The 23331-nt window shown below is 57.2% G+C and carries 18 protein-coding genes; 9 read left to right on the top strand and 9 right to left on the bottom strand.

The features are described from left to right. Positions 1–111: 111 nt before the first annotated feature. From QQL78_RS07435 to QQL78_RS07405, 7 genes are all read left to right on the top strand, one after another. A complete protein-coding gene (locus QQL78_RS07435) occupies positions 112–1710 on the top strand; it encodes a flotillin domain-containing protein (protein WP_284372084.1) in 1599 nt (532 codons plus the stop codon). A gap of 48 nt (positions 1711–1758) precedes the next feature. Next, complete coding sequence (locus QQL78_RS07430; protein WP_284372082.1) at positions 1759–2982, top strand: urea ABC transporter substrate-binding protein; 1224 nt, start codon at positions 1759–1761, stop codon at positions 2980–2982. A 103-nt stretch (positions 2983–3085) separates the two neighbouring features. Continuing rightward, positions 3086–3952, top strand: a complete 867-nt coding sequence (locus tag QQL78_RS07425) for an ABC transporter permease subunit (RefSeq protein ID WP_284372080.1) — start codon at positions 3086–3088, stop codon at positions 3950–3952. Continuing rightward, a complete protein-coding gene (locus tag QQL78_RS07420; protein WP_284372077.1) occupies positions 3952–4989 on the top strand; it encodes a branched-chain amino acid ABC transporter permease in 1038 nt (345 codons plus the stop codon). Before QQL78_RS07425 ends, QQL78_RS07420 begins: the two co-directional genes overlap by 1 nt. After that, positions 4982–5698: an ABC transporter ATP-binding protein gene (locus QQL78_RS07415; protein ID WP_284372075.1), complete on the top strand. Its 717-nt coding sequence runs from the start codon at positions 4982–4984 to the stop codon at positions 5696–5698. Before QQL78_RS07420 ends, QQL78_RS07415 begins: the two co-directional genes overlap by 8 nt. Then, a complete protein-coding gene (locus QQL78_RS07410) occupies positions 5698–8070 on the top strand; it encodes an amidase (RefSeq protein ID WP_284372073.1) in 2373 nt (790 codons plus the stop codon). The genes QQL78_RS07415 and QQL78_RS07410 overlap by 1 nt, the downstream gene beginning before the upstream one ends. A gap of 10 nt (positions 8071–8080) precedes the next feature. Continuing rightward, positions 8081–9841 carry an AMP-binding protein gene (locus QQL78_RS07405; protein WP_284372071.1) on the top strand — a complete coding sequence of 587 codons (1761 nt, stop codon included), beginning with the start codon at positions 8081–8083 and terminating at the stop codon, positions 9839–9841. Positions 9842–9920: 79 nt separating this feature from the next. Here QQL78_RS07405 and QQL78_RS07400 read toward each other — a convergent pair whose 3' ends face one another. From QQL78_RS07400 to hemB, 4 genes are all read right to left on the bottom strand, one after another. Further along, on the bottom strand, positions 9921–10484 hold the full coding sequence (locus QQL78_RS07400; RefSeq protein WP_284372069.1) for a pseudouridine synthase: 564 nt from the start codon (positions 10482–10484) through the stop codon (positions 9921–9923). After that, complete coding sequence (locus QQL78_RS07395) at positions 10481–12949, bottom strand: penicillin acylase family protein (RefSeq protein WP_284372067.1); 2469 nt, start codon at positions 12947–12949, stop codon at positions 10481–10483. Before QQL78_RS07395 ends, QQL78_RS07400 begins: the two co-directional genes overlap by 4 nt. Positions 12950–13200: 251 nt before the next feature. Then, the gene (locus QQL78_RS07390; RefSeq protein ID WP_284372065.1) at positions 13201–13767 is read right to left on the bottom strand and encodes a lipid-binding SYLF domain-containing protein; all 567 of its coding nucleotides are present in this window, start codon (positions 13765–13767) and stop codon (positions 13201–13203) included. Positions 13768–13904: 137 nt separating this feature from the next. Beyond that, the gene (gene hemB, locus QQL78_RS07385) at positions 13905–14903 is read right to left on the bottom strand and encodes a porphobilinogen synthase (RefSeq protein ID WP_284372063.1); all 999 of its coding nucleotides are present in this window, start codon (positions 14901–14903) and stop codon (positions 13905–13907) included. A gap of 114 nt (positions 14904–15017) precedes the next feature. Here hemB and QQL78_RS07380 point away from each other — a divergent pair, with 114 nt between their 5' ends. Continuing rightward, entirely contained in the window at positions 15018–15551 is a 534-nt protein-coding gene (locus tag QQL78_RS07380) for a component of SufBCD complex (RefSeq protein WP_386257674.1), read from the top strand. 31 nt (positions 15552–15582) lie between these two features. Continuing rightward, entirely contained in the window at positions 15583–19065 is a 3483-nt protein-coding gene (mfd, locus tag QQL78_RS07375; RefSeq protein ID WP_284372059.1) for a transcription-repair coupling factor, read from the top strand. A 5-nt stretch (positions 19066–19070) separates the two neighbouring features. On the opposite strand, the gene QQL78_RS07370 is transcribed toward mfd, so the two are convergent. The 5 genes from QQL78_RS07370 to QQL78_RS07350 form a co-directional block, all read right to left on the bottom strand. After that, positions 19071–20240 (bottom strand): MFS transporter, encoded by a 1170-nt coding sequence (locus QQL78_RS07370; protein ID WP_386258914.1) that lies wholly within the window; start codon positions 20238–20240, stop codon positions 19071–19073. A 165-nt stretch (positions 20241–20405) separates the two neighbouring features. Then, entirely contained in the window at positions 20406–20813 is a 408-nt protein-coding gene (locus QQL78_RS07365) for an adenylyltransferase/cytidyltransferase family protein (RefSeq protein WP_284372055.1), read from the bottom strand. Further along, complete coding sequence (locus QQL78_RS07360; RefSeq protein ID WP_284372053.1) at positions 20810–21004, bottom strand: hypothetical protein; 195 nt, start codon at positions 21002–21004, stop codon at positions 20810–20812. Before QQL78_RS07360 ends, QQL78_RS07365 begins: the two co-directional genes overlap by 4 nt. Positions 21005–21144: 140 nt before the next feature. Beyond that, the gene (locus QQL78_RS07355) at positions 21145–21786 is read right to left on the bottom strand and encodes a DsbA family oxidoreductase (RefSeq protein WP_284372051.1); all 642 of its coding nucleotides are present in this window, start codon (positions 21784–21786) and stop codon (positions 21145–21147) included. Further along, complete coding sequence (locus QQL78_RS07350) at positions 21783–23282, bottom strand: class I adenylate-forming enzyme family protein (RefSeq protein WP_284372050.1); 1500 nt, start codon at positions 23280–23282, stop codon at positions 21783–21785. The genes QQL78_RS07355 and QQL78_RS07350 overlap by 4 nt, the downstream gene beginning before the upstream one ends. Positions 23283–23331: the final 49 nt, after the last annotated feature.

Below are 23331 nucleotides of genomic sequence, written 5' to 3'. Positions count from 1 at the left end.
GAAAATAAAATACTTGAATTGGAAACAAAACTCGGCAAGCCTAAGTGAAAGGGACTTGTTGCCACACTGATGAGCGCGATCCCAAATTCTTGTCTGCTTGGGAGGGTAGCTTTGATCTGGGTTTTTTCCATCATTGTGTTGGCCATTGTCATCTTGCTTGGCATTTGGTTTCTCCAAAAATTTTATGCAAAAGCCACGCTGAACTCCGCTTTGGTACGGACCGGCCTCGGTGGTCGGAAAGTTGTGTTAAACGGCGGCTGCATCGCCCTTCCAATTCTGCATCAGGTGCAGCGTGTGATGATGGGGGCAGTGACATTCTCAGCCGAACGCAAAGGCCGCGAGGGCTTGCTGACCGAAGATCAGCTGCGCGCGGATGTTGCGATGGAGTTTGAATTCCGGGTGGAAGGCACTGATGAGGCCGTGGCAACCGCCGCTCAGGCATTGGGGTCGAGGGTGGAGCGGGGTGGTGATGCCATCGAAGAGCTTTTGAATGGCTCTTTGCTCGATGCGATGCAGAATGCGGCGGCAACGCGGTCCCTTGATGCGCTGCATTCGAACCGCGCAAGTTTCACATCAGAAGTCGAAGCCGCAGTGGCAAAAAAAGCGGCGCAATTTGGTCTGTCACTTATTTCGGCATCTTTGATTCGTGTTGATCAAAGTGATCTGTCACAGTTGGACGAGCAAAACGCATTTGCTGCCAAAGGTTTGCGGCGTCACGCAGAACTTGTTTCGGAACAACGCCGCGCGCGGGTTCGTATCGAGACCGAAACCGATATCGCGGTGCGGGAAAGCGGCCTTGCCAAACATCAGCGTCAGCTGGAAATCGACCGTACAGAGCGCGAGGCAACAATTGCGCAACAGGAAACCATCGAGCGGCTTGAGGCAGAATCGCGCGCCAAAAAAGAAGCGGCAAAATCGGAAGCCGACCTTCTGATCGAACAGCAAAGGCTGACGTCTTTGAAACGTATCGAAGCTGAAAAGGTCGCCAATGACGAAGCGTTGCGCCGTACCGAAATGGCCGCGATCCTTGCACTGGAAGAAACCAAGATCGCAAATGATACGAAGCTGGCGCAATTGCGCACTGCGGAATTCAAGACACAGGCTGCCGAGGAAACGGCGCGGGTTGCGGTGCTTTTGGCAGCCGAAGATGTTCAGGCACAGAAAGAAAGAGCCGTAGCCCGCCGTGAACATGAGACGGCCGGATTGAAGCTGGCCAAAGAAATCGAACTGAGCACTGCACAGGCCAAGAGCGATGCCGAGACATTGGCCCTTAAAACCAAAGCAGAGGCCGAAGCCGCCAAAACGCTGGCTGCTGCTGAACTGGCGAAATCCGAAGCTGCTGCGAAGGGTAAGACTGCTCTGATCGAGGCAGAAAACACCATGAGCGATGCACTTGTCGGAATGCGCTTGGAAGAAAAGCGGCTCGACCGGATGCCGGAGATCATGACGCAGATGATGAAGCCGGTGGAAAAGATCGACTCGATTAAAATCAACCATATCGGCGGGACAGGCATGCAGGCAGGGCCATCGGGGGAGGGCAGCAGTGACAGCGCCTTTGGCTCTGCAATGGATCAGATCCTGGGCATGGCCGTCCGTTTGCCCGCGATGAAGCAGATGGGAGAGGAAATCGGCCTTGATTTCGATCCGAATATTGCTGGCCGCACAGCCGATTACGCCAATCGCATCAAGGCGAAAGACGACAAAAAATAAACGATGCAATCAACAGAGCATGGTGGGGAGCCATGCGTGGAGGGAAATATGACTACATTCAATCGACGTAAATTTCTGGGAACAGGCGCTGCATTGTCCGGTGCCGCCATGTTGCCAAGCTTCGCACTGGCTGCTGATGCCATCAAATTGGGGTCCATTCTGGATACTTCCGGCCCTTTTGACGCCTATGGCAAACCGATGGACATGGCGATGCGTCTGGCGGTGAGCCAGATCAACGCTGACGGTGGTTTGCTGGGCAAGCAGGTCGAAGTTGTTTCCTATGACACGCAGTCGGACATGGCGCTTTATACGCAATATGGCCAACAGATTACGCGACAGGATCAGGTTGACGTGGTCCATGGCGGTATTCTGTCCGCCTCCCGCGAGGCGATCCGTCAAACCATGCGCAGGTCGCAAACGCTCTACTTTTATAACGTGCTTTACGAGGGTGGTGTCTGTGATCGCAATATCTTTATCAACGGTGTGACACCAGCGCAGCAAGTAGAGGCATTGGTACCTTATGCGATGGGTAAATCGGGCAAAAAGGTCTATATTCTTGCGGCTGACTATAACTACGGACAGTATATGGCGAACTGGATTCAAAAGTTCGTGGCCGACAATGGTGGCGAGACCGTCGGCGTGGATTTCTTCCCGCTGGATGTCGCCGACTTTGGCTCAACCATTGCCAAGATCCAGACGGCCGCACCTGATCTGGTGATCGCACCACTTGTCGGGGGTAATCATTTGTCATTCTTCCGGCAGTGGGCTGCCGCTGGCATGAAGGATCGTATTCCCTTGGCGTCGACGACACTGGGCGTTGGCAATGAGCACAAGGTGCTGACCCCTGAAGAGGGCAACGGGATCATGGTGGCCTACAACTATTCGCAAGAATTGGACACGCCAGAAAACAATGCCTTCAAAGAGGCCTGGGCCGCTGCCAATGACGGCGATCAAAGCATGCATGAAATTGCGGTATCCAACTACCACGGGATCCTGACCTGGGCAGAAGGGGTACGCAAAGCGGGGTCGCTTGAGCGTGACGCGATCATCGAAGCGCTGGAAACCGGTATTTCGATCACGGGTCCCGGCGGCGTTGTGACCGTGGACCCCAAGACACATCACGCGGTCCTTGATGTTCATGTGATGGAAATTCAGGACCAGCAGATGAAGGTGATCGAAACGCTCCCGCAACGGCAGCCGATTGATACACAAGCGGTCTGCGATCTGGAAGCCAATCCGGACGACAATACCCAATATGAGATCGAAATCTAAACCCTTGCGGTCGTGATCTCAACGGGCTGCCTTACGGGGTGGCCCTTCAAATCCCCCTATGCTGCGGGTGGTCCCCGGCATTCCCAAAAGCATGTGAGCCTTCATGGATCTGTCATTCGTCATATTGGTGGAAATTCTCTACGCCATCGCCTCATTGGCTCTTATCAGTGTTGGTCTGGCCGTGGTGTTCGGGATGATGAAAGTGATCAACCTTGCGCATGGTGAATTTATGATGATGGGCGGCTATGCGACCATCACAGCGGTGAACCTTGGTGTGAATGTCTTTGTTGCCATGCTGATCATCGCGCCGCTTGTTGTTGGCCTGATTGGGTTGCTCGTTGAGCGGTTGGTCATTCGCCATCTCTATGGCCGTCTGGTCGATACGATGTTGGCGACTTGGGGGCTTAGCCTGTTTTTCATCGGTATGGTGACGATGATTTTTGGCAATACCACCACAAGCATCACCACACCGATCAAGGGGTTTACCGTTGGAAATTACCAGATCAACGGCTACAACTTCTTTGTCATTTTCATCACTATCTGCTTGCTCGTGGGCATTTATGCCCTGCTGAAAACAACGCGGGCCGGGCTGACCGCACGGGGAACGATGCAGCGTTCCGACATTGCTGCGGCCCTTGGATACAGTCCTGATCGCATCTATATGGCGACCTTCTTTTGCGGATCTGCATTGTCCGGGCTTGCCGGTGCTGTTTTGGCACCCTTGGTTGGCCTCGTCCCTACATCCGGCGGGATCTATATCGCAAAAGCCTTCATCACAGTGATTGCCGGCGGCCCGGCCCTGATCACAGGATTGGTCACCAGTTCGGGCCTCTTTGGGCTGGTCAATCAAATCTTCACATTCGCGATCTCGCCTGTGATCGGAGAAGTCGCCCTTCTTATCGCCGCCGTGATCCTGCTGCGCCTGTTGCCACAGGGTGTGACCGGCAAGTTTTTTAAGGGGAAGATGTAATGTCGCTTACTTGGGGAAAAGGCGATGTTGCGGCTTTGATCTTTGCTGTCTTGCTGTTGTTTGTCATGCCGATGTTGATCAGCACCTATACGCTTACGGTTCTCGTCATCTACGGCATGCTGGCGCTCAGTCTTGGGCTGATCTGGGGGTTTGGCGGCATCCTGTGCTTTGGGCAGGCCGCGTTCTTCGGGCTTGGGGCATATACATATGCCGTTGCTGCGATCAATATCGGCGAAAGCACCGTTCCAATGCTGCTGGCGGTCTTTGTTCCGGCCCTGTTTGCTGCCCTTCTGGGGGCGATGATGTTCTACGGACGTCTGACGGATGTATATCTGGGTGTTATCACTTTGGTGGTGACCTTGATCCTGTTCAAATTTGTGAATTCCACAGCAGGTCCGCAATATAAGATTGGCGAGGCCAGATTGGGTGGCTTCAATGGCATTCCCGGTTTCCACACATTGAACGTCCCCGGACAACCTGACAGTTATATCTGGGGTGATGCGCTGTATTATGTCAGTGCCGTCGCGCTGATCATGGTGTTTTTCTTTATCACCTGGTTGTTGCGCACACCTTTCGGGCGCATCGCGGTTGGTATTCGGGAGAATGAAACCCGCGTGTCCCTGATGGGGTATGACGTGCGTGCGCGCAAGACGGCCCTCTTTGCAATAGGGGCGGGAATTGCCGGTCTGGCAGGCGGGTTCTTTGCGAACTGGGGGGAGATTGTGACCCCCGGTCTGTTCAGCCTTGGCCAATCCGCCGAGATCATCATCTGGTGCATCGTTGGCGGGCTGGGTACGCGTTTTGGCCCCATTCTTGGCGCTGCCGGGCTGGCCTATCTGAAGTTCGCACTTGGGCAGCAAACGCTGATCGATAACACCTTGATCACAGGGATCATTCTCGTGTTGTTCGTTCTGTTTCTGCCCAAAGGAATCGTGCCGGCAGTGACATCGCTTTGGTCTGTAAGTTTTGCAAAACGCGCATCAAGGAACCGTCGCCACCGGCGTGGTTCCCGGCAGGCCGGAGGTACATATGGCTGAGATTGTTCTCGAAACCGAAGGGCTAACCAAACGCTTTGGCGGCGTGGTTGCATCCGACAACGTTGATTTCATACTAAAAGCGCGCGAGCTGCGCTGTCTGATTGGGCCTAATGGGGCGGGCAAATCGACCTTTTTCAAATGCGTTACCGGGCTTCATACACCAACCGAAGGTAAGGTTTTTATGCGGGGGCAGGACACCACAGGTTGGCACCCGCATGAGATTGCCGCATTGGGCGTCGGCATCAAAACGCAGGTGCCAAATGTGATGGATGCGCTGTCGGTGTTTGAAAACATCTGGATGGCCGCACGGCGTTTCATGCCGACACGTGAGGCAAATACAAAAACCAGTGATATCATCGACCGTTTGCGCCTGGGACCGATTGCCAAGGCCGATCTGGGCCGTCTGGCGCATGGGGAACGCCAGCGGGTAGAGCTTGGCTTGGTGGCGGTTGCTGACCCCTGGCTTGTTCTTCTTGACGAACCCGCCGCAGGCATGAGCGCCGAAGATGTCGAACGCATGAGCGAAATCATCCACGAGCTGACCCGCACTGCCGCCGTCGTTATCGTTGAACATGACATGCAATTTATCCGCTCCATCGCCTCAACGGTCACGGTGTTTCATCAGGGCGCTTTGTTGATGGAGGACCATGTCGACAAGGTCATGTCTGATCCGGTGGTCCGCAATGTCTATCTTGGAAAGAACGCCTGATGAAACAAGAAGACCGCGCCGCCCTTTTCGAAGTCAAAAGCCTGTCAGGCGGATATGGCAAAGTGCCTGTATTGCACGGCATTGATTTCCAGATCGGCGAAAATGAAGTCGTTGGCATTCTTGGCCATAACGGCATGGGGAAGTCCACGCTTTTGAAGACTGCGATGGGGTTTTTGCCCGCGACCTCTGGAACGATCCGGTTTCATGGGACAGAGATTACCCGCATGGCACCGAATGAACGTGCAGGGCTTGGGATCGGTTATGTTCCTCAGGGGCGCGGTATTTTTCCGCAGCTGTCTGTTCGCGACAATCTGCGATTTGCGTGGCACGACTATTCGGGGGGCAGTGAAGATGACGTGATCGATGCCGTCCTAGAGGATTTCCCACGACTGGTGCGTTTGCTGGACCGCGAAGGCGGAGCGCTTTCCGGCGGGGAACAACAATTGCTGGCGCTGGCGCGGTGTTTGATGGGCGATCCAGAGTTTCTCTTGCTGGATGAACCCACGGAAGGCATTCAACCTTCGATCATTGAAGAGATGTCCGAGACGCTTTTGAAACTGCGCCATGAGCGGGGGCTATCGATCCTCTTGGTCGAGCAGAATTTTGATTTCATCTCGGACCTTTCTGATCGTGTGCTGGTGCTTGAGCGGGGCCGTATCACCGGCGCGCTTTCTAAAACCGATCTTTCTGATCAGGCGAAGGTCGATCAGTTCCTCGGCTTCGGTGCTGCGCGTTCAACACGGGGCAGTGCGGTACCTTCCTCCTCAACCAATACAGATGCGCCGACATCGGCACTTTCCAACCCAACACGGATGCCTTCAGACCTTTTGTCTGATGCATCGCAACCTGCGGTGACCAATATGACAATCAAACGCCCGACCTTAAGTCAGATGCGGACCATGGCAGAGCGGTTCGGAATGAGCCTGACAGACGCTGAGCTTTCAGAATATTGCGAGATCATTGAACCTTACATACAGGCATATGATCGTCTGGATGCGCTGCCTGACAACCTTCCTGAAGTGCGATATCCCCGTGCGCCCGGTCATTTCCCCGATGCCTCTGACAATGCCTTGAATGCCTGGTATGTTAAGACCGAGGTGAAAGGCGCGATGGATGGACCGCTTCGGGGCAAGCGTATTGCACTGAAGGACACGATCTGCCTTGCCGGTGTTCCAATGATGAACGGCTCTTCAATCATGGAAGGCTATACCCCAGAGATTGACGCCACCATTGTCACGCGCATGCTGGACGCGGGCGCCACAATCGCGGGCAAGGCCCATTGCGAGAATTTTTGTCTGTCCGGTGGCTCTCATACCAATGCCAAGGGACCAATCCACAACCCATGGAAACGCGGCTATATGGCGGGGGGATCTTCTGGCGGCTCAGCGGCGCTTGTCGCAGCGGGCGAGGTTGATATGGCCATTGCCGGGGATCAGGGCGGGTCCATCCGCATCCCGGCGTCCAACTGTGGCGTTTACGGTATGAAAGCCACACATGGGCTGGTGCCTTATTCGGGTGTGATGCCCATCGAGCAAACAATCGACCACGTGGGGCCGGTCACCAAGACGGTCGCGGATAATGCGATGTTGCTGGAAATTCTCGCAGGTGAGGACGGTCTTGATCCGCGTCAATACAAACCGCGGACCTATCGTTATACCGAAGCCCTTGGCAAAGGCGCGCATGGCATGCGCATTGGCATCCTTAAGGAAGGGTTTGGTGGACCATCCGCTGAATCCGATGTTGATCAGAAAGTGCGTGCAGCAGCAGAGCGGTTTCGCGAACTGGGCGCGCGTGTTGATGAGGTCTCTGTCCCGGAACATGGGCTGGCCGTGGATTGCTGGACGGCGATCACGGTTGAAGGCTTGCAGGATCATATGATGCACGGCAATTCGGCCGGTACGAATTATCGCGGCCTCTTTGTGCCGTCTATGATGGATCACATGGCGCAGTGGCGCAGCCGCCCGGATGAACTGAGCCATTCTTTGAAGACTTGCATGTTCTTGGGGGAATATTTCCAAGAGCGGTATCGCGGCAGGTTTTACGGCAAGGCGCAAAACCTGATGCGCAAGGTGAACGAAAAATACGCCGCGGCGTTGAAGCAATATGACCTCTTGCTGATGCCGACCGTTCCGATGAAGCCGCAACAAATCCCGCCAGCAGATTGTTCTATTTCGCTTTACGTTCAGCGCGCATTCGAGATGATCGCAAATACCGCCCCGTTTAACGGTGGGCTGCCCGCGATGAGCGTGCCTTGCGGCCTTCTGGAGGGGCTGCCGATTGGCATGATGCTGGTTGGACCGAACTACGGCGAGATGAAAATCTATCAGGCGGCGCATGCGTTTGAACAAAGCGACGACTGGCGGACAATGTGAGGAGCGCATCATGTCAATTCTGAACGAAAGTCTGGCGCATAAGCTTGGCGCAGCTGCACGCTCTCAAGGCAAAGCTGATGGTGCCTCTGCTTTGGCACCGGCTGATGGGCAATCATATGTGAAAGGCTCTACTGAACAAGAGTTAAGATATATTACCATCCCGGCATTGCTGCGCGAAACAGTATCCCGGTTTGGCCCCCGCGAGGCTTTGTTCTTTCAAGAGACCGGCGAGCGGTTGAGCTATTATGATTTCGACCGAGATGTTGATGCCTTGGCGTCTGGCTTTCTGGCCTTGGGGTTGGAAAAGGGCGATCGCATCGGGATCTGGTCACCCAACCGCTACGAATGGGTTTTGACGCAGTTTGCAACTGCGCGCATCGGGTTGATCTTGGTCAATATCAATCCTGCCTACCGCCTGTCGGAGGTCGAATATGCGTTGAACAAGGTCGGCTGCAAAGCGCTTGTCTTGGCGCGGCGGTTTAAATCCTCTGAGTATCTGAAAATGGTGCAGCAACTGGCACCAGAGTTGGAAAATACGGAACCGGGGCGGCTGAATGCGACAAAGCTGCCCACATTAAAAAATGTCATTGTCATGGGGCCGGAAGAAACCCCAGGTACTTTCAGGTTTGAAGATGTGAAAAAACTCGGCGGCCCTGCGCAACAACTGCGCCTGTCGGTGATCGAAAGCACGCTTAGCCCGGATGATGCGATTAACATCCAGTTCACGTCAGGAACAACCGGGGCGCCAAAGGGGGCAACGCTGTCCCATTACAACATCGTCAACAACGCAGGTTTCGTCACCGGGCGGATCAAATTGACCGAAGCAGACCGTTTGTGCATTCCTGTCCCTTTATATCATTGCTTCGGGATGGTGATGGGCACGCTCGGTGCCGTTAGCAAAGGGGCGGCAATGGTCTTTCCTGGTGAAGCCTTTGAGCCCGCCGGGACATTAAAAACACTGTCAAAAGAACGCTGCACAGCGGTCTATGGTGTACCCACAATGTTTGTTGCCATGCTGCAAGAACTTGAGCAAAACCCCGTCGACCTGTCATCCCTGCGCACGGGCATCATGGCCGGTGCCCCATGCCCGATTGACGTGATGGAACGCGTGAATTCTCGGATGAACATGAAGGATGTGACCATTTGTTATGGCATGACCGAAACCTCGCCGGTTTCATTCCAGAGTTTTGTCGATGATCCCACGGACAAGCGCTGTGCGACGGTTGGGCGTGTCCATCCCCATCTTGAGGTCAAGATCATCGATGCCGAGGGTCAGATCGTGCCGGTTGGTGGGCAAGGGGAACTTTGTACGCGTGGTTATTCCGTCATGAAGGGGTATTGGGACGATGATTCACGCAGCGAAGAGGCGATCATCGACGGTTGGATGCACACCGGAGATCTGGCCACATTTGACCACGATGGGTTTTGCACAATTGTTGGACGGGTGAAGGACATGATCATTCGCGGCGGTGAAAATATCTACCCAAGAGAGATTGAAGAATTCCTGTTCCGCCACCCCGAAATCGCAGAGGTTCAGGTTTTTGGTGTTCCTCATGAGAAACTTGGGGAAGAAGTCTGTGCTTGGGTTGTTGCGCGGAAAAATACGGACCTGCCAGAGGATGCTGTTCGACAGTTCTGTCAGGGGCAAATCGCACATTACAAGATCCCGAAACATGTCAGGATCGTGGATGAAATCCCAATGACCATTACGGGAAAGCCGCAGAAATTCGTTATGCGCGATCAGATGGTCGCCATGCTTCAGTCACCCTAGTTTCCTGTACGGATGCTAAAACGGCGCTGTGTCAAAACATTGATCGCTGTGCTGCCACGGCAGGCGGGAGAAGGGCGTCTTATGCCCCGTTTTCCGAGGCCCAGCGCCAGGCACCGGGGCGCAGGTCATTCAGTGCCCAATCGCCGATCTGAACGCGGATCAGCCGCAAGGTGGGCAGACCCACATGCGCTGTCATCCGGCGCACCTGCCGATTGCGGCCCTCGCGGATGGTGATGCGCAACCAGGCATCCGGCACGGTTTTGCGAAACCGCACGGGTGGGTCACGCTCCCACAGACCTTCCGGGGGATCAATCTGGGTGATCTCGGCCGGGGCGGTTTTGCCGTCTTTCAACACCACGCCCTTACGCAGGGCATCCAGCGCTTTGGCATCCGCAGTGCCCTCGACCTGCACGTGATAGGTTTTGGGGCGTTTGTATTTCGGATGGGCGATCCGGGCCTGTAGCGCTCCGTTGTCGGTCAGCACCATCAACCCTTCGCTGTCGCGGTCCAGCCGGCCAGCGGGATAGAATGCAGGCTGGTCGATATAGGCAGAGAGGGTCGGGCGGTTGGACCCCTGGGTGCCCTTGTCGGTGAATTGCGACAATACGCCAAAAGGTTTGTTGAACAGGATAACGCGGTTCATGGGGCAACCGGGGTGAGAGTTGTCACTCCGACAGAGGCGGCGCGGGCCAGATCGGCATCAAGCGACATCGGGATATATTCTCCACGCCGCCACAGCTGCGCCAGATCGTCGTAATGGCGTGACAGGAAATGGCCGGATTGACCGGTGGAGCTGACAAAGACCGAGGAATCCGGGTCAGCAAAATCATACACGCCACGATAGCCGGCACCATGCACATTGCTGAATGGGTCGGGGTCTTCACCCTTGGTCCGCCCGCGTTGCAAGGTGTTGTCCCCGCCGGACGTCGACTGGCGGATGTTCACGAAATAGCGCAGCACCGGCACAGTCCCAAGCACCGGGTGGTCATGGGTTGCCTGATGGGCATCGCCCCAACGCAGGCTTTCCAGCTGCGGCCCCCATGTTTCATTGATCCACAACAGGGCGTCATCCAGAGCCAGCCGCGCCATTTCGGCACAGTCCTCTACACGTGCGGATTGCAGCACGTCACACCAGACGCTGGCCCCATTTACATTCCGAAAGGCCCGTTCGATGAACAGCGGTTGCACATGGTCAAACTCAGCCGCCAGCGGGCCCAGTTCATCCTGAATAAGCCGGGCCTGAAGGCTGCGCAGCCAGGCGGCATAGATCAGCGGTTCGGGCAGATGTTCGTTCATCTCGCCTGACCAGCCGGCCAGCAGGATCAATGCGCGTTGACGTTGACGTTCGGCGCTTCCGTCAGGTGCGGCCTCGCCGGTGAACCAGAGTTCGGCACCGATCAGCGGCAGCAGCGAACGGGCGGTAAAGCTGACCGTGTCCAGCTGCGCCTCGATGAAGCTGTCGCGGGTATGTACCTGCCGCGTTTGCATCAACCGTTGCCAGCGTTGCACCCGCTGGGTGTCCCCCCAGAGAAACGACACATGATTGGGAAAGGGGCGGTCCACGGTTTTATTGTTGGTATTGCCCAGAATACCGCCAACGGGGGCGACGAATTCGGGATTGGCGGCATAGGGCAGGGTGCCCTGCCAGCGGTTCGCGGCGATCCAGCCCGGCGCGGGCATACGCCCTTGGCTTTGGTGCCCGGCATCACGCCGGGGCATGGCACCGATCATCTTCATCGCGATATTCTCGCGATCAACCAACGTCAGGTTCTGTGCCGGGGCGATATAGGGTTGGGCGGCCTTGATGCCTTCCTCAACAGATTTCGCTTCCATCAGGGCCATGGCCGCAGCCAGAGAGGTGTCGCGCGGCGTCAGTACGGTCCAGTTGAGCGAGGTCACATGGCCCGGCGGCGTGATACTGGCAAGGTTATAATGTGACCCGGGCAGCACCGGCCCGTTATCGGTCCAGCGCAGGGTCAGGGTCACCGGATCCGCGTCCTTGACCGTGATGATTGAGGCGCGTTTGCTAAACGCCTTAAAGCCATCCGGTGTGCGATATTCTTCGCGGTTGTCGGGGTTCACCTCTTCGATATAGACATCCTGATCATCCAGATAGGCCGAGGTCAGCCCCCAGCCCAAAGCATCGCTGCGCCCGGTCAGAACCACCGGCATGCCGGGGATGGTGCCCCCGATCACGCCGCCCGATTGCAGATCAAGCCGCGCCAGATACCAGATCGAAGGGGCGGTAAACCCCAGATGTGGATCATTGGCCAGCAATGTCCCGCCAGAAGCAGAACGCGAGGGGGCTGCCGCCCAGGCATTGGAAGCACCGGCAAAGGCCATGTCCTTGAACGGCGAAAGCGGGTGTGGGTTGACCGGGATATTTGCCGCATGGCGGCGCACACCGGGGGCAAGGCTGGCATATTCCGGCAGGGCGGCAACACCGGTTCCGGGGAAATCAGGCAGGATGTCACGTACCCTGTCCTCATCTGGCAGGGCCAGAGACGTGCGGGCGCGGATCACTTCACCCTGTAGATGGCCGGACAGCTGCACCCCCATCAATTTGGTGATGGCCACGGAATCGGCCGGGCGCCAAGGGGCCATTGGTGCATTGAACAGCAGCATTTCCGGAGCCCCGCGTCCCAGAGCTTCGGTGTTGATCTGGTTCAGGCGGGCATTGACGCCAGCGGCATAGGCTTCAAGCGCAGCAAGGGTTTTTGCATCCAATGCAGCGGCGGATTCTACGGCAAGCGGATAAAGGTCCAGCCGCCGCATCAGCTTGTCGATATCCAGTGTCGAAGCCCCGAAAACCTCGCTGAGGCGGCCCTGTGCGGTACGGCGCAGAATGGTCATCTGCCACATGCGGTCCTGTGCATGGGCGAATCCCAGACCAAAGAAGACATCCGCGTCGGTTTCGCCAAAAATATGCGGCACATTGGCATTGTCACGCACGATCTCGACCGGGGCGGTCAGCCCGCGCACGGGCACCGTATCGGTGTAATCTGGCAAGGAGCGCGAGGCGAGCCAGTATATCACAGTGATCGTCAGCACGCTGAGCACCACAAGTGTGGCGGCAAGACGGATAAGCCAGCGAAAGATCAGGGCCATAGGGTGCTCCGGTTGGGTCCGGCGCTGCGCGGCACCGGGGGTTTGCATCCTCTGTCGATACCGCATGTCGCGAACATGTAAAAGTACATCCGCGAAAGCGGGGGAAGGCGGAGGTTTTTAGCAAGGGGGAGCGTTGGTGCTGTGCCTCTGACGGCGGCGTTTGGCGAGAGTGCGGACAGTATATTTAGCCAAAAAGAGGGGGGAGCGGGGCGCGCCCTTAAAGCCGTTGGGGAAGGGCGCGCCGTTTGTTGCTAGGGGATGATGCGGGTGTATTTTGTGCCTTCAAGCGTGGCACCCACGCGCAGGCCCGCACGTCCGAAGACGGCTGCCAGCACAGGGGCCAGGGCCGTTGTGGTGGCAGCCTCAACAGAGTCGCCACGATCAGAGATCACATATTCAAGGTCCGCACCTGCCGCCCAGCCGGGAGAACGGCGAAAACCCAGCAGCGCATCTTCTGTCATGAAGAACAGAACATGGGCGTATTGCTGCGCCCCGATCTGCAATCCGCCGGAGGCTTTGGCGACGGAATAATAATCGACTGTGGTGTCATTGATCAGCAAAGCCCCACGGCCATAGGCCCCGCCCAGACCAAGACCTGCCTCGGTAACCAGCGGCATCACCAGCATGCCGTTGGATTTCTGCGCCAGCTGTACGGTGTTGGGATAGCTGCGGTACATTTCGTTCAGTGTCGCACTGACCCGCGCATCAATGGTTTGCGAGCCGTACCCGCCCACGCCATTGCCACATGCGGCCAATGCGCCGCCCGCAGCCAATGCGCCAAGGGTAAAGGCACGCCGCGAATAAATCGGATTGCTCATCTTGTCTGCCTGTAATTGTTGCCTGATGCCGGTTTGTTCCGACTTGCTGCACAGCATAGGCGGTTTTTCGCGGCTTGTCATGAGATTTGGTGCCGTGGGCGGATTGGTGCTGTTCGGGGGCCGGGCGGACCTCCCGGTTAGCCGTTCAACAGGCGCGCCGCAGCGGGGGCAAAATAGGTCAGCACACCATCGCATCCTGCGCGTTTGAAAGCCATCAGACTTTCCATCATTACGCGTTCTTCGTCGATCCAGCCGTTTTGGGCAGCGGCCTTGATCATGCTGTATTCACCGGAAACCTGATAGGCGAAGGTCGGCGCGCCAAAGCTGTCTTTCACACGGCGGCAGATATCCAGATAGGGCAGGCCGGGTTTGACCATGACCATATCCGCGCCTTCCGACAGGTCGCGGGCGACCAGACGCAGGGCCTCATCGGAATTGGCGGGATCCATCTGGTAGGTTTTCTTGTCCCCGGTCAGGGCACCCGAGGCACCGACCGCATCGCGAAACGGCCCGTAAAAAGCGCTGGCGTATTTTGCCGCATAGCTGAGGATGGTCACATCCTGATGGTTACCAGCTTCCAAGGCGGTGCGGATGGCGGCAATACGGCCATCCATCATATCCGAAGGGCCGATGATATCCGCACCGGCATCCGCCTGCGCAAGGGCCATTTTCACCAGGGCTTCTACAGTGCGGTCATTTACGATGATGCCGTCTTCGACAAAGCCGTCATGGCCGTTGATGTTATAGGTATCAAGCGCCACATCGCTCATCACTGCCATGTCGGGAAAGCGGTATTTGATCGCGGCAATTGCGCGGTTGGCATGGTTTTGCGGGTCCCATGCACCGGCGCAATCTTCGGTACGTTCTTCCAAACCTGTGTAAGGAAAAATGCACATCGCGCGGATGCCCAAAGCATGGGCTTCGGCGGCGGCCTCGACCACCATGTCCACGGAACGGCGCATCACCCCGGGCATTGAGGGGATCGGTTCTTCGATGCCTTCACCGGCACGCACAAAGACCGGCCAGATCAGATCACCCACCTCCAGTGCGTTTTCCCGCACCAGAGCGCGCAAAGCCGGGGTGGCGCGGGTGCGGCGCAGGCGGGTGGCGGGATAGGGGGCTTGGACGGGAGTCATGCAAAAATACCTCACAATTGCGCCTCGCTGTCTTCCCACGAAAAATCTATGCACTCAAGGGTAGGAATTGAGGGCAACCTTGGGTATCACGCTCTGACTTTCACCTGCTGAGGCATGACGTTGGACTGGTACCAGACGCTTTTCGAAATCATCGACATGCGCTCTTTCTCGAACCTGTGGTTCTGGATTGTGCTGGCGGTTGTCTGGTCCACGGCCAGCCATTGGGTGCTGGGTGTGCCTTATGACATGGTGCTGCGGGCCAAACGCTATGGCGAGGATGCGCAGGTTGACCTAGAGGATATGGTGCGCATCAATGTGAACCGGCTGTTGTACATTGGCCGCGTGTCAGGGCTTTGGATGGCAGGCTTTGCCTGTTTTTTCCTGACCATGCTGTTGTTACTGGGGTTTGTGTACCACAATGAGTTTGCTCAGGCCGTGTTTTTGCTGGCCTTGCCCCTGTCCATGGTCGGTATGCTGAGCCTGTCCACTGCGCGGATCATCGAGGCTGAAAACTCTTCAGGCGAGATCTTGTTCAAACGGATGAACCGGCACCGGCTTTATACCCAGATCATCGGCATGGTGTCGATTTTCGTGACCGCCCTCTGGGGGATGTACCAGAATATGAGTCTGGGTCCTTTGGGCGGTTGACAGCCCGCGCGCAAACGCCAATTGAGACCCCATGACCAATCCAAGCAAAATCACCCTGTCTGGCGTGCCCGAAGGGTTTGACGCCCGCGCTATTGTTGATGAAGTCGCCCGCAGCGGGGCTGTTGTGCATGTGGCCCGCGATGACAAGCGGATGGCGGCAATGCAGGCGGCGCTGGCGTTTTTCGCGCCCGATCTGCCGGTCATCACCTTTCCGGGGTGGGATTGCCTGCCGTATGACCGGGTGTCGCCAAATGCGGATATTTCGGCGCAGCGCATGGCGACCCTGGCGGGGCTGGTGCATGAAATGCCGCGAAAATTTGTGGTGCTGACAACGTTAAATGCGGCGACCCAACGGGTGCCGGCGCGGTCGGTGCTGCGCCATGCGGCCTTTTCGGCGCGTGTGGGGGCGCGGATTGACGAGAAGGCGTTGCGCGAATTTCTGGTGCGCATGGGGTTTGTACAAAGCCCCACGGTAATGGAAACGGGTGATTACGCTGTGCGCGGCGGGATCATTGACATTTATCCACCCGGGGAACAGGGGCCGGTGCGGCTGGATCTGTTTGGCGATGTGCTGGATGGGGCGCGCCGCTTTGATCCCGCGACGCAACGCACCACGGAAAAGCTGGAGCTGGTCGAACTGGCCCCGGTTTCCGAGGTCATCTTGGACGAGGCGGCGATCACCCGTTTCCGCCAGAACTACCGTATCGAATTTGGCGCGGCGGGCACGGATGATCCGCTCTATGAGGCGATCAGCGCAGGACGCAAACATCAGGGCGCTGAACATTGGCTGGCGTTTTTCCATGCTGACATGGAAACCCTGTTTGATTATCTGCCCAAGGCGGCGATCACGCTGGATGATCAACTGACCGCCAGCCGTCTGGCCCGTTGGGAAAGCATCCAAGATCAATATGAAACCCGCAAGATCGCCATGGCGAACCGCTCCAAAATGGACAGTGTTTACAAGCCCGCGCCGCCTGAAGGTCTGTATCTGACGGATGAAGCATGGCAGCTGGCGACAGCGGACCACCGGGTGATCCAGATGACGACGCTGCCGCAGCCGACGGGGCCAAATGTGCTGGACGCGGGCGCGCGGATCGGGCGCGACTTTGCACCTGAACGCCAGCAGGAAACGATCAGCCTTTTCGGTGCATTGGCGGATCACCTTAAAGCAAAACTTCAAGAAGGACCGGTGGTGATCGCCAGCTACTCCGAAGGAGCGCGCGAGCGTTTGACCGGGCTGATCGAAGATGAAGGGCTGGCAGAAGCGATTCCAATCCCATCAGCCAAACGTCTGGGTAAACGTGGGCTGCATCTGGCGGTCTGGGCGTTGGAACACGGGTTTGAGGCCCCTTGGGAAGACAGCAAACTGACGGTGATTTCCGAGCAGGATGTTTTGGGCGACCGGCTGATCCGCGCGCCCAGACGCAAGAAACGTGCGGCGAATTTCCTGACCGAAACCCAAAGCCTGACACCGGGTGATCTGGTGGTGCATGTGGATCACGGCATTGGTCGTTATCTAGGCATGGAGGTGATCACTGCGGCGGGGGCGGCGCATGAATGTTTGCTGCTGGAATATGCCGAAAATTCAAAGCTGTATCTGCCGGTTGAGAATATCGAACTGCTGAGCAAATATGGCCATGAAGAGGGGCTGCTGGACAAGCTGGGCGGCGGGGCCTGGCAGTCGAAAAAGGCCAAACTGAAAGAACGCATTCGCGAGATGGCGGACAAGCTGATCCGCATTGCCGCGGAGCGTGCGTTGCGCCGTGCGCCGGTGCTTGATCCGCCGCCGGGCATGTGGGATGCGTTTTCGGCCCGCTTTCCCTATCAGGAAACCGACGACCAGCTGCGCGCCATTTCCGATGTGATCGACGATCTGACCAGCGGCAATCCGATGGATCGTCTGGTCTGTGGCGATGTTGGTTTCGGCAAGACCGAAGTGGCCATGCGGGCGGCCTTTGTGGCCGCCATGTCCGGTGTGCAGGTGGCGGTGATCGCGCCGACAACCTTGCTGGCACGGCAACATTACAAAAGCTTTGCAGAGCGGTTTCGTGGCTTTCCGATTGAGGTGCGCCAGCTCAGCCGTTTTGTGCCCGCCAAAGAGGCCGCAGCGACCCGTGACGGGATGGCCAAGGGCACGGTTGATATTGTCATTGGCACCCATGCGCTGCTGGCAAAGGGCATCAGGTTTCAGAACCTTGGCCTGCTGGTGATTGACGAGGAACAGCATTTCGGCGTGCAGCATAAGGAACGCCTGAAATCCCTGCGCACAGATATTCACGTGCTGACCCTGACCGCCACGCCGATCCCGCGCACCTTGCAACTGTCGCTGACCGGTGTGCGCGACCTCAGCATCATCGGCACACCGCCAGTCGACCGTCTGGCAATCCGTACCTATGTCAGCGAATTTGATGCGGTTACCCTGCGCGAGGCGCTGCTGCGTGAACATTATCGTGGCGGGCAATCCTTCTACGTTGTGCCACGCATCAGTGACCTGCCCGAAATCGAAGCCTTCCTGAAAGACCAACTGCCTGAGCTGACCTATGTCGTGGCGCATGGGCAGATGGCTGCGGGGGAACTGGATGACCGGATGAATGCCTTTTACGATGGCAAATTCGACATCCTGCTGGCGACCACGATTGTGGAATCCGGTTTGGATATCCCGACAGCAAACACCATGATTGTGCATCGCGCGGATATGTTCGGTCTTGCGCAGCTCTATCAGATCAGGGGCCGCGTGGGCCGCTCCAAAACCCGCGCCTATGCCTATCTGACAACCAAGCCGCGCGAAAAGCTGACGCCGCTGGCGGAAAAGCGGCTGCGGGTGCTTGGCTCGCTCGACACGCTGGGGGCCGGTTTCACGCTGGCGTCACAGGACATGGACATTCGCGGCGCGGGTAATCTGCTGGGGGAAGAGCAATCCGGCCAGATGCGCGATGTCGGCTTTGAAATGTATCAATCCATGCTGGAAGAAGCGATTTCTAAAATCAAGACTGGTCAGATGGAGGGCCTGTCGGAGGCGGATGACCAATGGGCACCGCAGATCAATCTGGGCGTGCCGGTACTGATCCCGGAAACCTATGTGCCTGACCTGGATGTGCGGCTGGGGCTTTATCGCCGCCTGTCGGGCCTCAGCACCAAGGTAGAATTGGAAGGGTTCGCGGCGGAGCTTATTGACCGTTTTGGCAAGCTGCCCAAAGAGGTGAACACGCTGATGTTGGTGGTGCGGATCAAGGCGATGTGCAAACGCGCCGGTATTGCCAAGCTGGACGGCGGGCCCAAGGGGGCCACGATCCAGTTCCACAATGACAAATTTGCCTCTCCTGAAGGCCTGGTATCGTTCATTCAGGATCAGCGCGGGCTGGCCAAGGTCCGCGACAACAAGATCGTGGTGAAACGCGACTGGAAATCAGATGCGGATAAGATCAAGGGGGCGTTTGCCATTGCCCGTGATCTGGCGGAACATGTGATCGCCGCGGAGAAGAAGGCAAAGGGCAAGACGTCCGGTAAAGCCTGAGGTTTTCAGCTGTCGTTGGTTGCGCGTGCTTCGATCCGGCCAAGGCGTAGCATCAGGGCATAGCCCGCCATTGCCATGACGAGGATGGCGGCAACAAGGGGCTGGACCGTACCGTTGAACAACAACCCGACAGGGGAAGCCAGAACCGCGGCCAGTACTGTCGAGATGGCTGCAATCGCCGAGGCAGCAATGCCAGCGATATGGCCAACAGGTTCCATTGCAATGGCGTTCAGATTGCCAAGGGTCAATCCGGCCTGAAAGAACAGACAGGTCTGAAAGACGACAAAAGCAGCAAAGCCAAAAACGCCCGGCAGAGAGCCAAGGTCAAAGCCAAGCATGATACTCGACAGGACGATCTGGATGGCGAGGGTGACAGTGACCAGCCTGCGCATGCCAAAGCGTCCCACCATCACGGCGTTCAGCAGGCTGGCAGTGCCGGCGAACAGGGCGACGGCCCCAAACCAATAGGGAAAGCTCTCTGCGCGGTCGTAAACGTCGAAGTAAATCGGCTGAACCAACATCAGCATGGTGAACAGCATCGCCATGGCCAGCGATTGAACAAGGATCGAGACCCGCACAGAAGGGTGAGAAAACAATTCCTTAAGAGCCGAGGTCAGCAGCGACATTTGCAATGGCCGCCGGTTTTCAACCGCCAGCGTTTCCGGCATCCGTGCGCCCATCCATGTCATAGAAAGCAGGGAAAACAGGATGAAGGCGATGAAGATGCCGCGCCAGCCGAAACCTGCGATGATGAAGGAACCGATCAGCGGTGCGACGGCCGGCACCAGGGTAAAGATCATCATCACAATGGAAACGATCTTGGCCATATCGCGACCCGCAAAAAGGTCTCGCACAATTGCAACCGAGACAATGCGCGGACCAGCCGCGCCGAAACCTTGCAAGATCCGCGCAGCCAGCATGATTTCAACCGAAGAACTGGCCCAGGCGACAGCTGCTGACAAAATATAGACCGCGGCCCCGCCATAGATGACCGGCTTGCGGCCAAAAGCATCCGACAATGGGCCTGCAAAAAACGTGCCGACACCCATGCCGAAAACAAAGGATGTCAGGATAAGTCCTGCCCGGTTTGGTTGCTCTGGTGACAATTCTGCGCCGATATCGGGCAGGGCGGGCAACATGGCGTCTACGGAAAATGCGATGGTTGCGAACATCATCGCAATCAGGGCGACGAACTCTGTCCGGCTCAGGGAGAACGGTTGTGACGTTGGGGGCAAAGTTCGACTCCGCTGTATGTGTCACAGCAAGAGTGACGCGACTTGGCGTCAGAGTTACCCTATGGTTGAATTTCCTGCAATGGGTACCAGTTAAAAATTAGCGGCCTAAACAATTTTTTCGTCGAAGCCTGAGTGGACAGACGGCAAATCTGGGGTTGGACGTGCCAAGTAGAGGACCTGAGCAACGTCTTGAAGGTCATCATATTGTCCACGCTGATCGGTGCCTGAGACCAGTGTCGCAATGTTGTAATTCACGATGTCGGTGCGTTTTTGCCCCAGACTGGTCTGTGCAATCACACGGGAGACAAAGCGGCAGCTTTCCAGAACCGCCCGGCGGTCTTCAAAACGATAGGTGCAGGGAAAGCCGATTTGCGCGGCAAGTGCATCTGTTGTGCAGCCAATGATCAGCTCATGCCCCAGCGCACTGACCCGGCGCAAAAACTGAACATGTTGTTGGGTGAACCCGTCAAACCGACCATAGGTCAGGATGATGCGCGACCGGGCCGCGCTCATGTTCGGGCTTTCCGGGCAGGGGTGACATAGGCACCGCCCACTTCGTTGCGCCAGATCGCCTTGACGCCGCCAGCTGTCGCCCGGGCAGCCAGTTGCGCGATGCAGCGCAGCGGTCCAGCGCGCCAATCACAGGAAATCTGCGATACACGGATAAATGCCACCGGGACCGGTGGTGTTGTCTGATTTGCCATCTGCCAATTCTGCCCATCTGTTGGGGTCTTTTGCCCCTTTATGAAAGAATCGTAAGTCAGCACTGCCCGCTTGGCAAAGCAAATACCCTATAAAACCCGGGGCCTGTGGCGGGATTACCATAGTCGGGGCGTGGGTCAGATCAATTGGATTCCGTCAGCTCTGCAATGACATTGGCCCAGAGTTCGGGTGGCTGTGCGCCAGGCACTGCATGCTGCCCGCCAACGATGAATGTCGGCACTGAAGAGATACCCATCTTGCGGCTATGTGCATCGCGGTCGCGAATGGATTGCACATCTTCTTCGGTGTTCAACAGACGGGTAACCACGGCGGCATCCATTTCGATTCCATCCGCGATATCAGCCAGCACTTCAGCGTCACCGATATCACGCGCATCAACAAAATAAGCCTGGAACAGTGCAGACACGGCTGCGGTCTGTCGGCCCTCAATGCCCGCCCAATGGATCAGACGATGGGCGTTCAGCGTGTTGGGGGTGCGCTGCATCCCTTCAAAGTTGATCTTGAGGCCTGCCTTTTCAGCGTGTTCGACCACAGGTGCATAGGCCCGCACTGCGCCCTCTTTGCCGCCGAATTTGCCTTCCAGATAGGCGCGCCGGTCCATTCCTTCGGCTGGCATATCAGGGTTCAGCTGGAACGGATGCCATTCGATCACAAACGGATGGTTTGGATTGTCGTCAAGCGCCACGTCCAGATGGGTCTTGCCGATATAGCACCAGGGACAGATCGGGTCTGACATGATGTCGAGCTTGATGGTCTGGGTCATTTCTTTTGTGCCTCGAAACTGTCGCGCAACTGGCGGCGCAGGATTTTGCCGTTGCCGCTGGTGGGCAGGGCGTCGACATGAACATAAAGACGCGGCTGTTTGTATCGCGCGAGATTGGCCGTGGCAAAATCCGTCAAGGTATATTCCTTGATCGGCGCTGCGGCGGTGTAAAACGCCGCAATCACACGGGTGTTCTTTTTGACCTCAACTTCGGTGACGCCAATGCCGGTGACACCGGGGATGGCAAGCAGGGTTTCTTCAACCTCCAGCGGTGAAACGCGAAACCCGCCAGCGTTCATCATATCATCGGTGCGGCCCAGATAGGTGATCTGTCCGTCATCATCCATCATCCCCTGATCACCGGTCAGGAACCAGTCACCGTCGAATTTCGATTTGGTCAGCTTCTCATCATTGAGATAGCCCAGCATCAACCCCGCATCGGAACGATGGATGGCAATGGTGCCGGGAGTATTGCTGCGGGCAGGGCCTTTGGGGCCGAGGATGGTAACCTGCCGCCCGGGTTGCGCGGTACCGATGGCCCCGTCTTTGGCAGGTGTTGTGGGGTTGCCAGAGATAAAGGTTGAACACTCCGACATGCCAAAGGATTCATAAACCGGGGTATCGGTGATTTCTTCCCAAGCTTCGCGCACAGCGGCGGTCATCTTTTCACCTGCACTTAAACCGTGGCGCAGGTTGGGCAGATACAGTGGCGACAGGTCGCGCAGCATCTGGCGATAGACACCGGGGGCAGCGGCAAAAATCGTGGCTTTATGTGTGGCGATCAGATCAGGCAGGGCAGCAGGCGACGTGCCGGCAACCGGAATCAGGGCCGTAGCCCCCATTGTCCAGGGGTCCATTAACCCGGTGCCCAGCGTATAGGTCCAGTTGAACGCACCTGCATGCAGGACACGGTCTTCGGGGGTCAGCCCGTACCAGCCGTCAAACATCATCTGACGGGCAAGGATGGCACGATGGGCATGCATCACCGCCGTGGGTTTGCCGGACGTGCCAGAGGTGTAGATGATGTAACCCAGCCGCTCTGGATCGCCCATGTGGAACTCTGCAGGGGGCAGGTCGCGCATGGCACGCAGGGTCGCAAGGTCGATGATCTGCGCATGTTCGGGGCAGGGCACATCAGCGTCATGCAGGATCGCGGCGGGTTTGAGTGTTGGGATAATCTTGGCCACTTCGCCCGCGGTCAGGGCCGCAGCAGTGGGCACCGGGATCAGCCCGGCGGCCAGCGCCCCCAGATAGGCAATCGGGAAGTCAGGCGTATTGCCAAGGCGCATCAACACAATGTCACCCGCGCTTAACCCGGCGTCCAGCAATCCGGTCGCCGTGCCGCGCACCGCGCTGATCAGCTGTGCATAGGTCCAGTCTTCGCTGCCTTCCGGTGACAGTAAGGAAAGGGCAGTTTTGTCAGGCAGGGCAGCACCCGCTTGCAATACATAGGCGGCAAGGTTGAACGGGTTTGCGGGGGCAGCGGGTTGGGTCATAAAGACGCGCTAGCCCAACACGCCATCCGTTGCAAGGCACTGGCCTGCA

It is taken from the genome of Sulfitobacter pacificus, assembly GCF_030159975.1.
Classification (GTDB): Bacteria; Pseudomonadota; Alphaproteobacteria; order Rhodobacterales; family Rhodobacteraceae; genus Sulfitobacter; species Sulfitobacter pacificus.
The sequence above is the reverse complement of the archived record's forward strand: the minus strand, read 5'-3'. Positions and strand labels throughout refer to the sequence as shown.

Coding starts and splice junctions, on each gene's coding strand:
- QQL78_RS07430 (WP_284372082.1), top strand. CDS start 1,759: ATGACTACATTCAATCGACGTAAATTTCTGGGAACAGGCGCTGCATTG.
- QQL78_RS07425 (WP_284372080.1), top strand. CDS start 3,086: ATGGATCTGTCATTCGTCATATTGGTGGAAATTCTCTACGCCATCGCC.
- QQL78_RS07420 (WP_284372077.1), top strand. CDS start 3,952: ATGTCGCTTACTTGGGGAAAAGGCGATGTTGCGGCTTTGATCTTTGCT.
- QQL78_RS07415 (WP_284372075.1), top strand. CDS start 4,982: ATGGCTGAGATTGTTCTCGAAACCGAAGGGCTAACCAAACGCTTTGGC.
- QQL78_RS07410 (WP_284372073.1), top strand. CDS start 5,698: ATGAAACAAGAAGACCGCGCCGCCCTTTTCGAAGTCAAAAGCCTGTCA.
- QQL78_RS07405 (WP_284372071.1), top strand. CDS start 8,081: ATGTCAATTCTGAACGAAAGTCTGGCGCATAAGCTTGGCGCAGCTGCA.
- QQL78_RS07400 (WP_284372069.1), bottom strand. CDS start 10,484: ATGAACCGCGTTATCCTGTTCAACAAACCTTTTGGCGTATTGTCGCAA.
- QQL78_RS07395 (WP_284372067.1), bottom strand. CDS start 12,949: ATGGCCCTGATCTTTCGCTGGCTTATCCGTCTTGCCGCCACACTTGTG.
- QQL78_RS07390 (WP_284372065.1), bottom strand. CDS start 13,767: ATGAGCAATCCGATTTATTCGCGGCGTGCCTTTACCCTTGGCGCATTG.
- hemB (WP_284372063.1), bottom strand. CDS start 14,903: ATGACTCCCGTCCAAGCCCCCTATCCCGCCACCCGCCTGCGCCGCACC.
- QQL78_RS07380 (WP_386257674.1), top strand. CDS start 15,018: ATGACGTTGGACTGGTACCAGACGCTTTTCGAAATCATCGACATGCGC.
- mfd (WP_284372059.1), top strand. CDS start 15,583: ATGACCAATCCAAGCAAAATCACCCTGTCTGGCGTGCCCGAAGGGTTT.
- QQL78_RS07370 (WP_386258914.1), bottom strand. CDS start 20,240: ATGATGTTCGCAACCATCGCATTTTCCGTAGACGCCATGTTGCCCGCC.
- QQL78_RS07365 (WP_284372055.1), bottom strand. CDS start 20,813: ATGAGCGCGGCCCGGTCGCGCATCATCCTGACCTATGGTCGGTTTGAC.
- QQL78_RS07360 (WP_284372053.1), bottom strand. CDS start 21,004: ATGGCAAATCAGACAACACCACCGGTCCCGGTGGCATTTATCCGTGTA.
- QQL78_RS07355 (WP_284372051.1), bottom strand. CDS start 21,786: ATGACCCAGACCATCAAGCTCGACATCATGTCAGACCCGATCTGTCCC.
- QQL78_RS07350 (WP_284372050.1), bottom strand. CDS start 23,282: ATGACCCAACCCGCTGCCCCCGCAAACCCGTTCAACCTTGCCGCCTAT.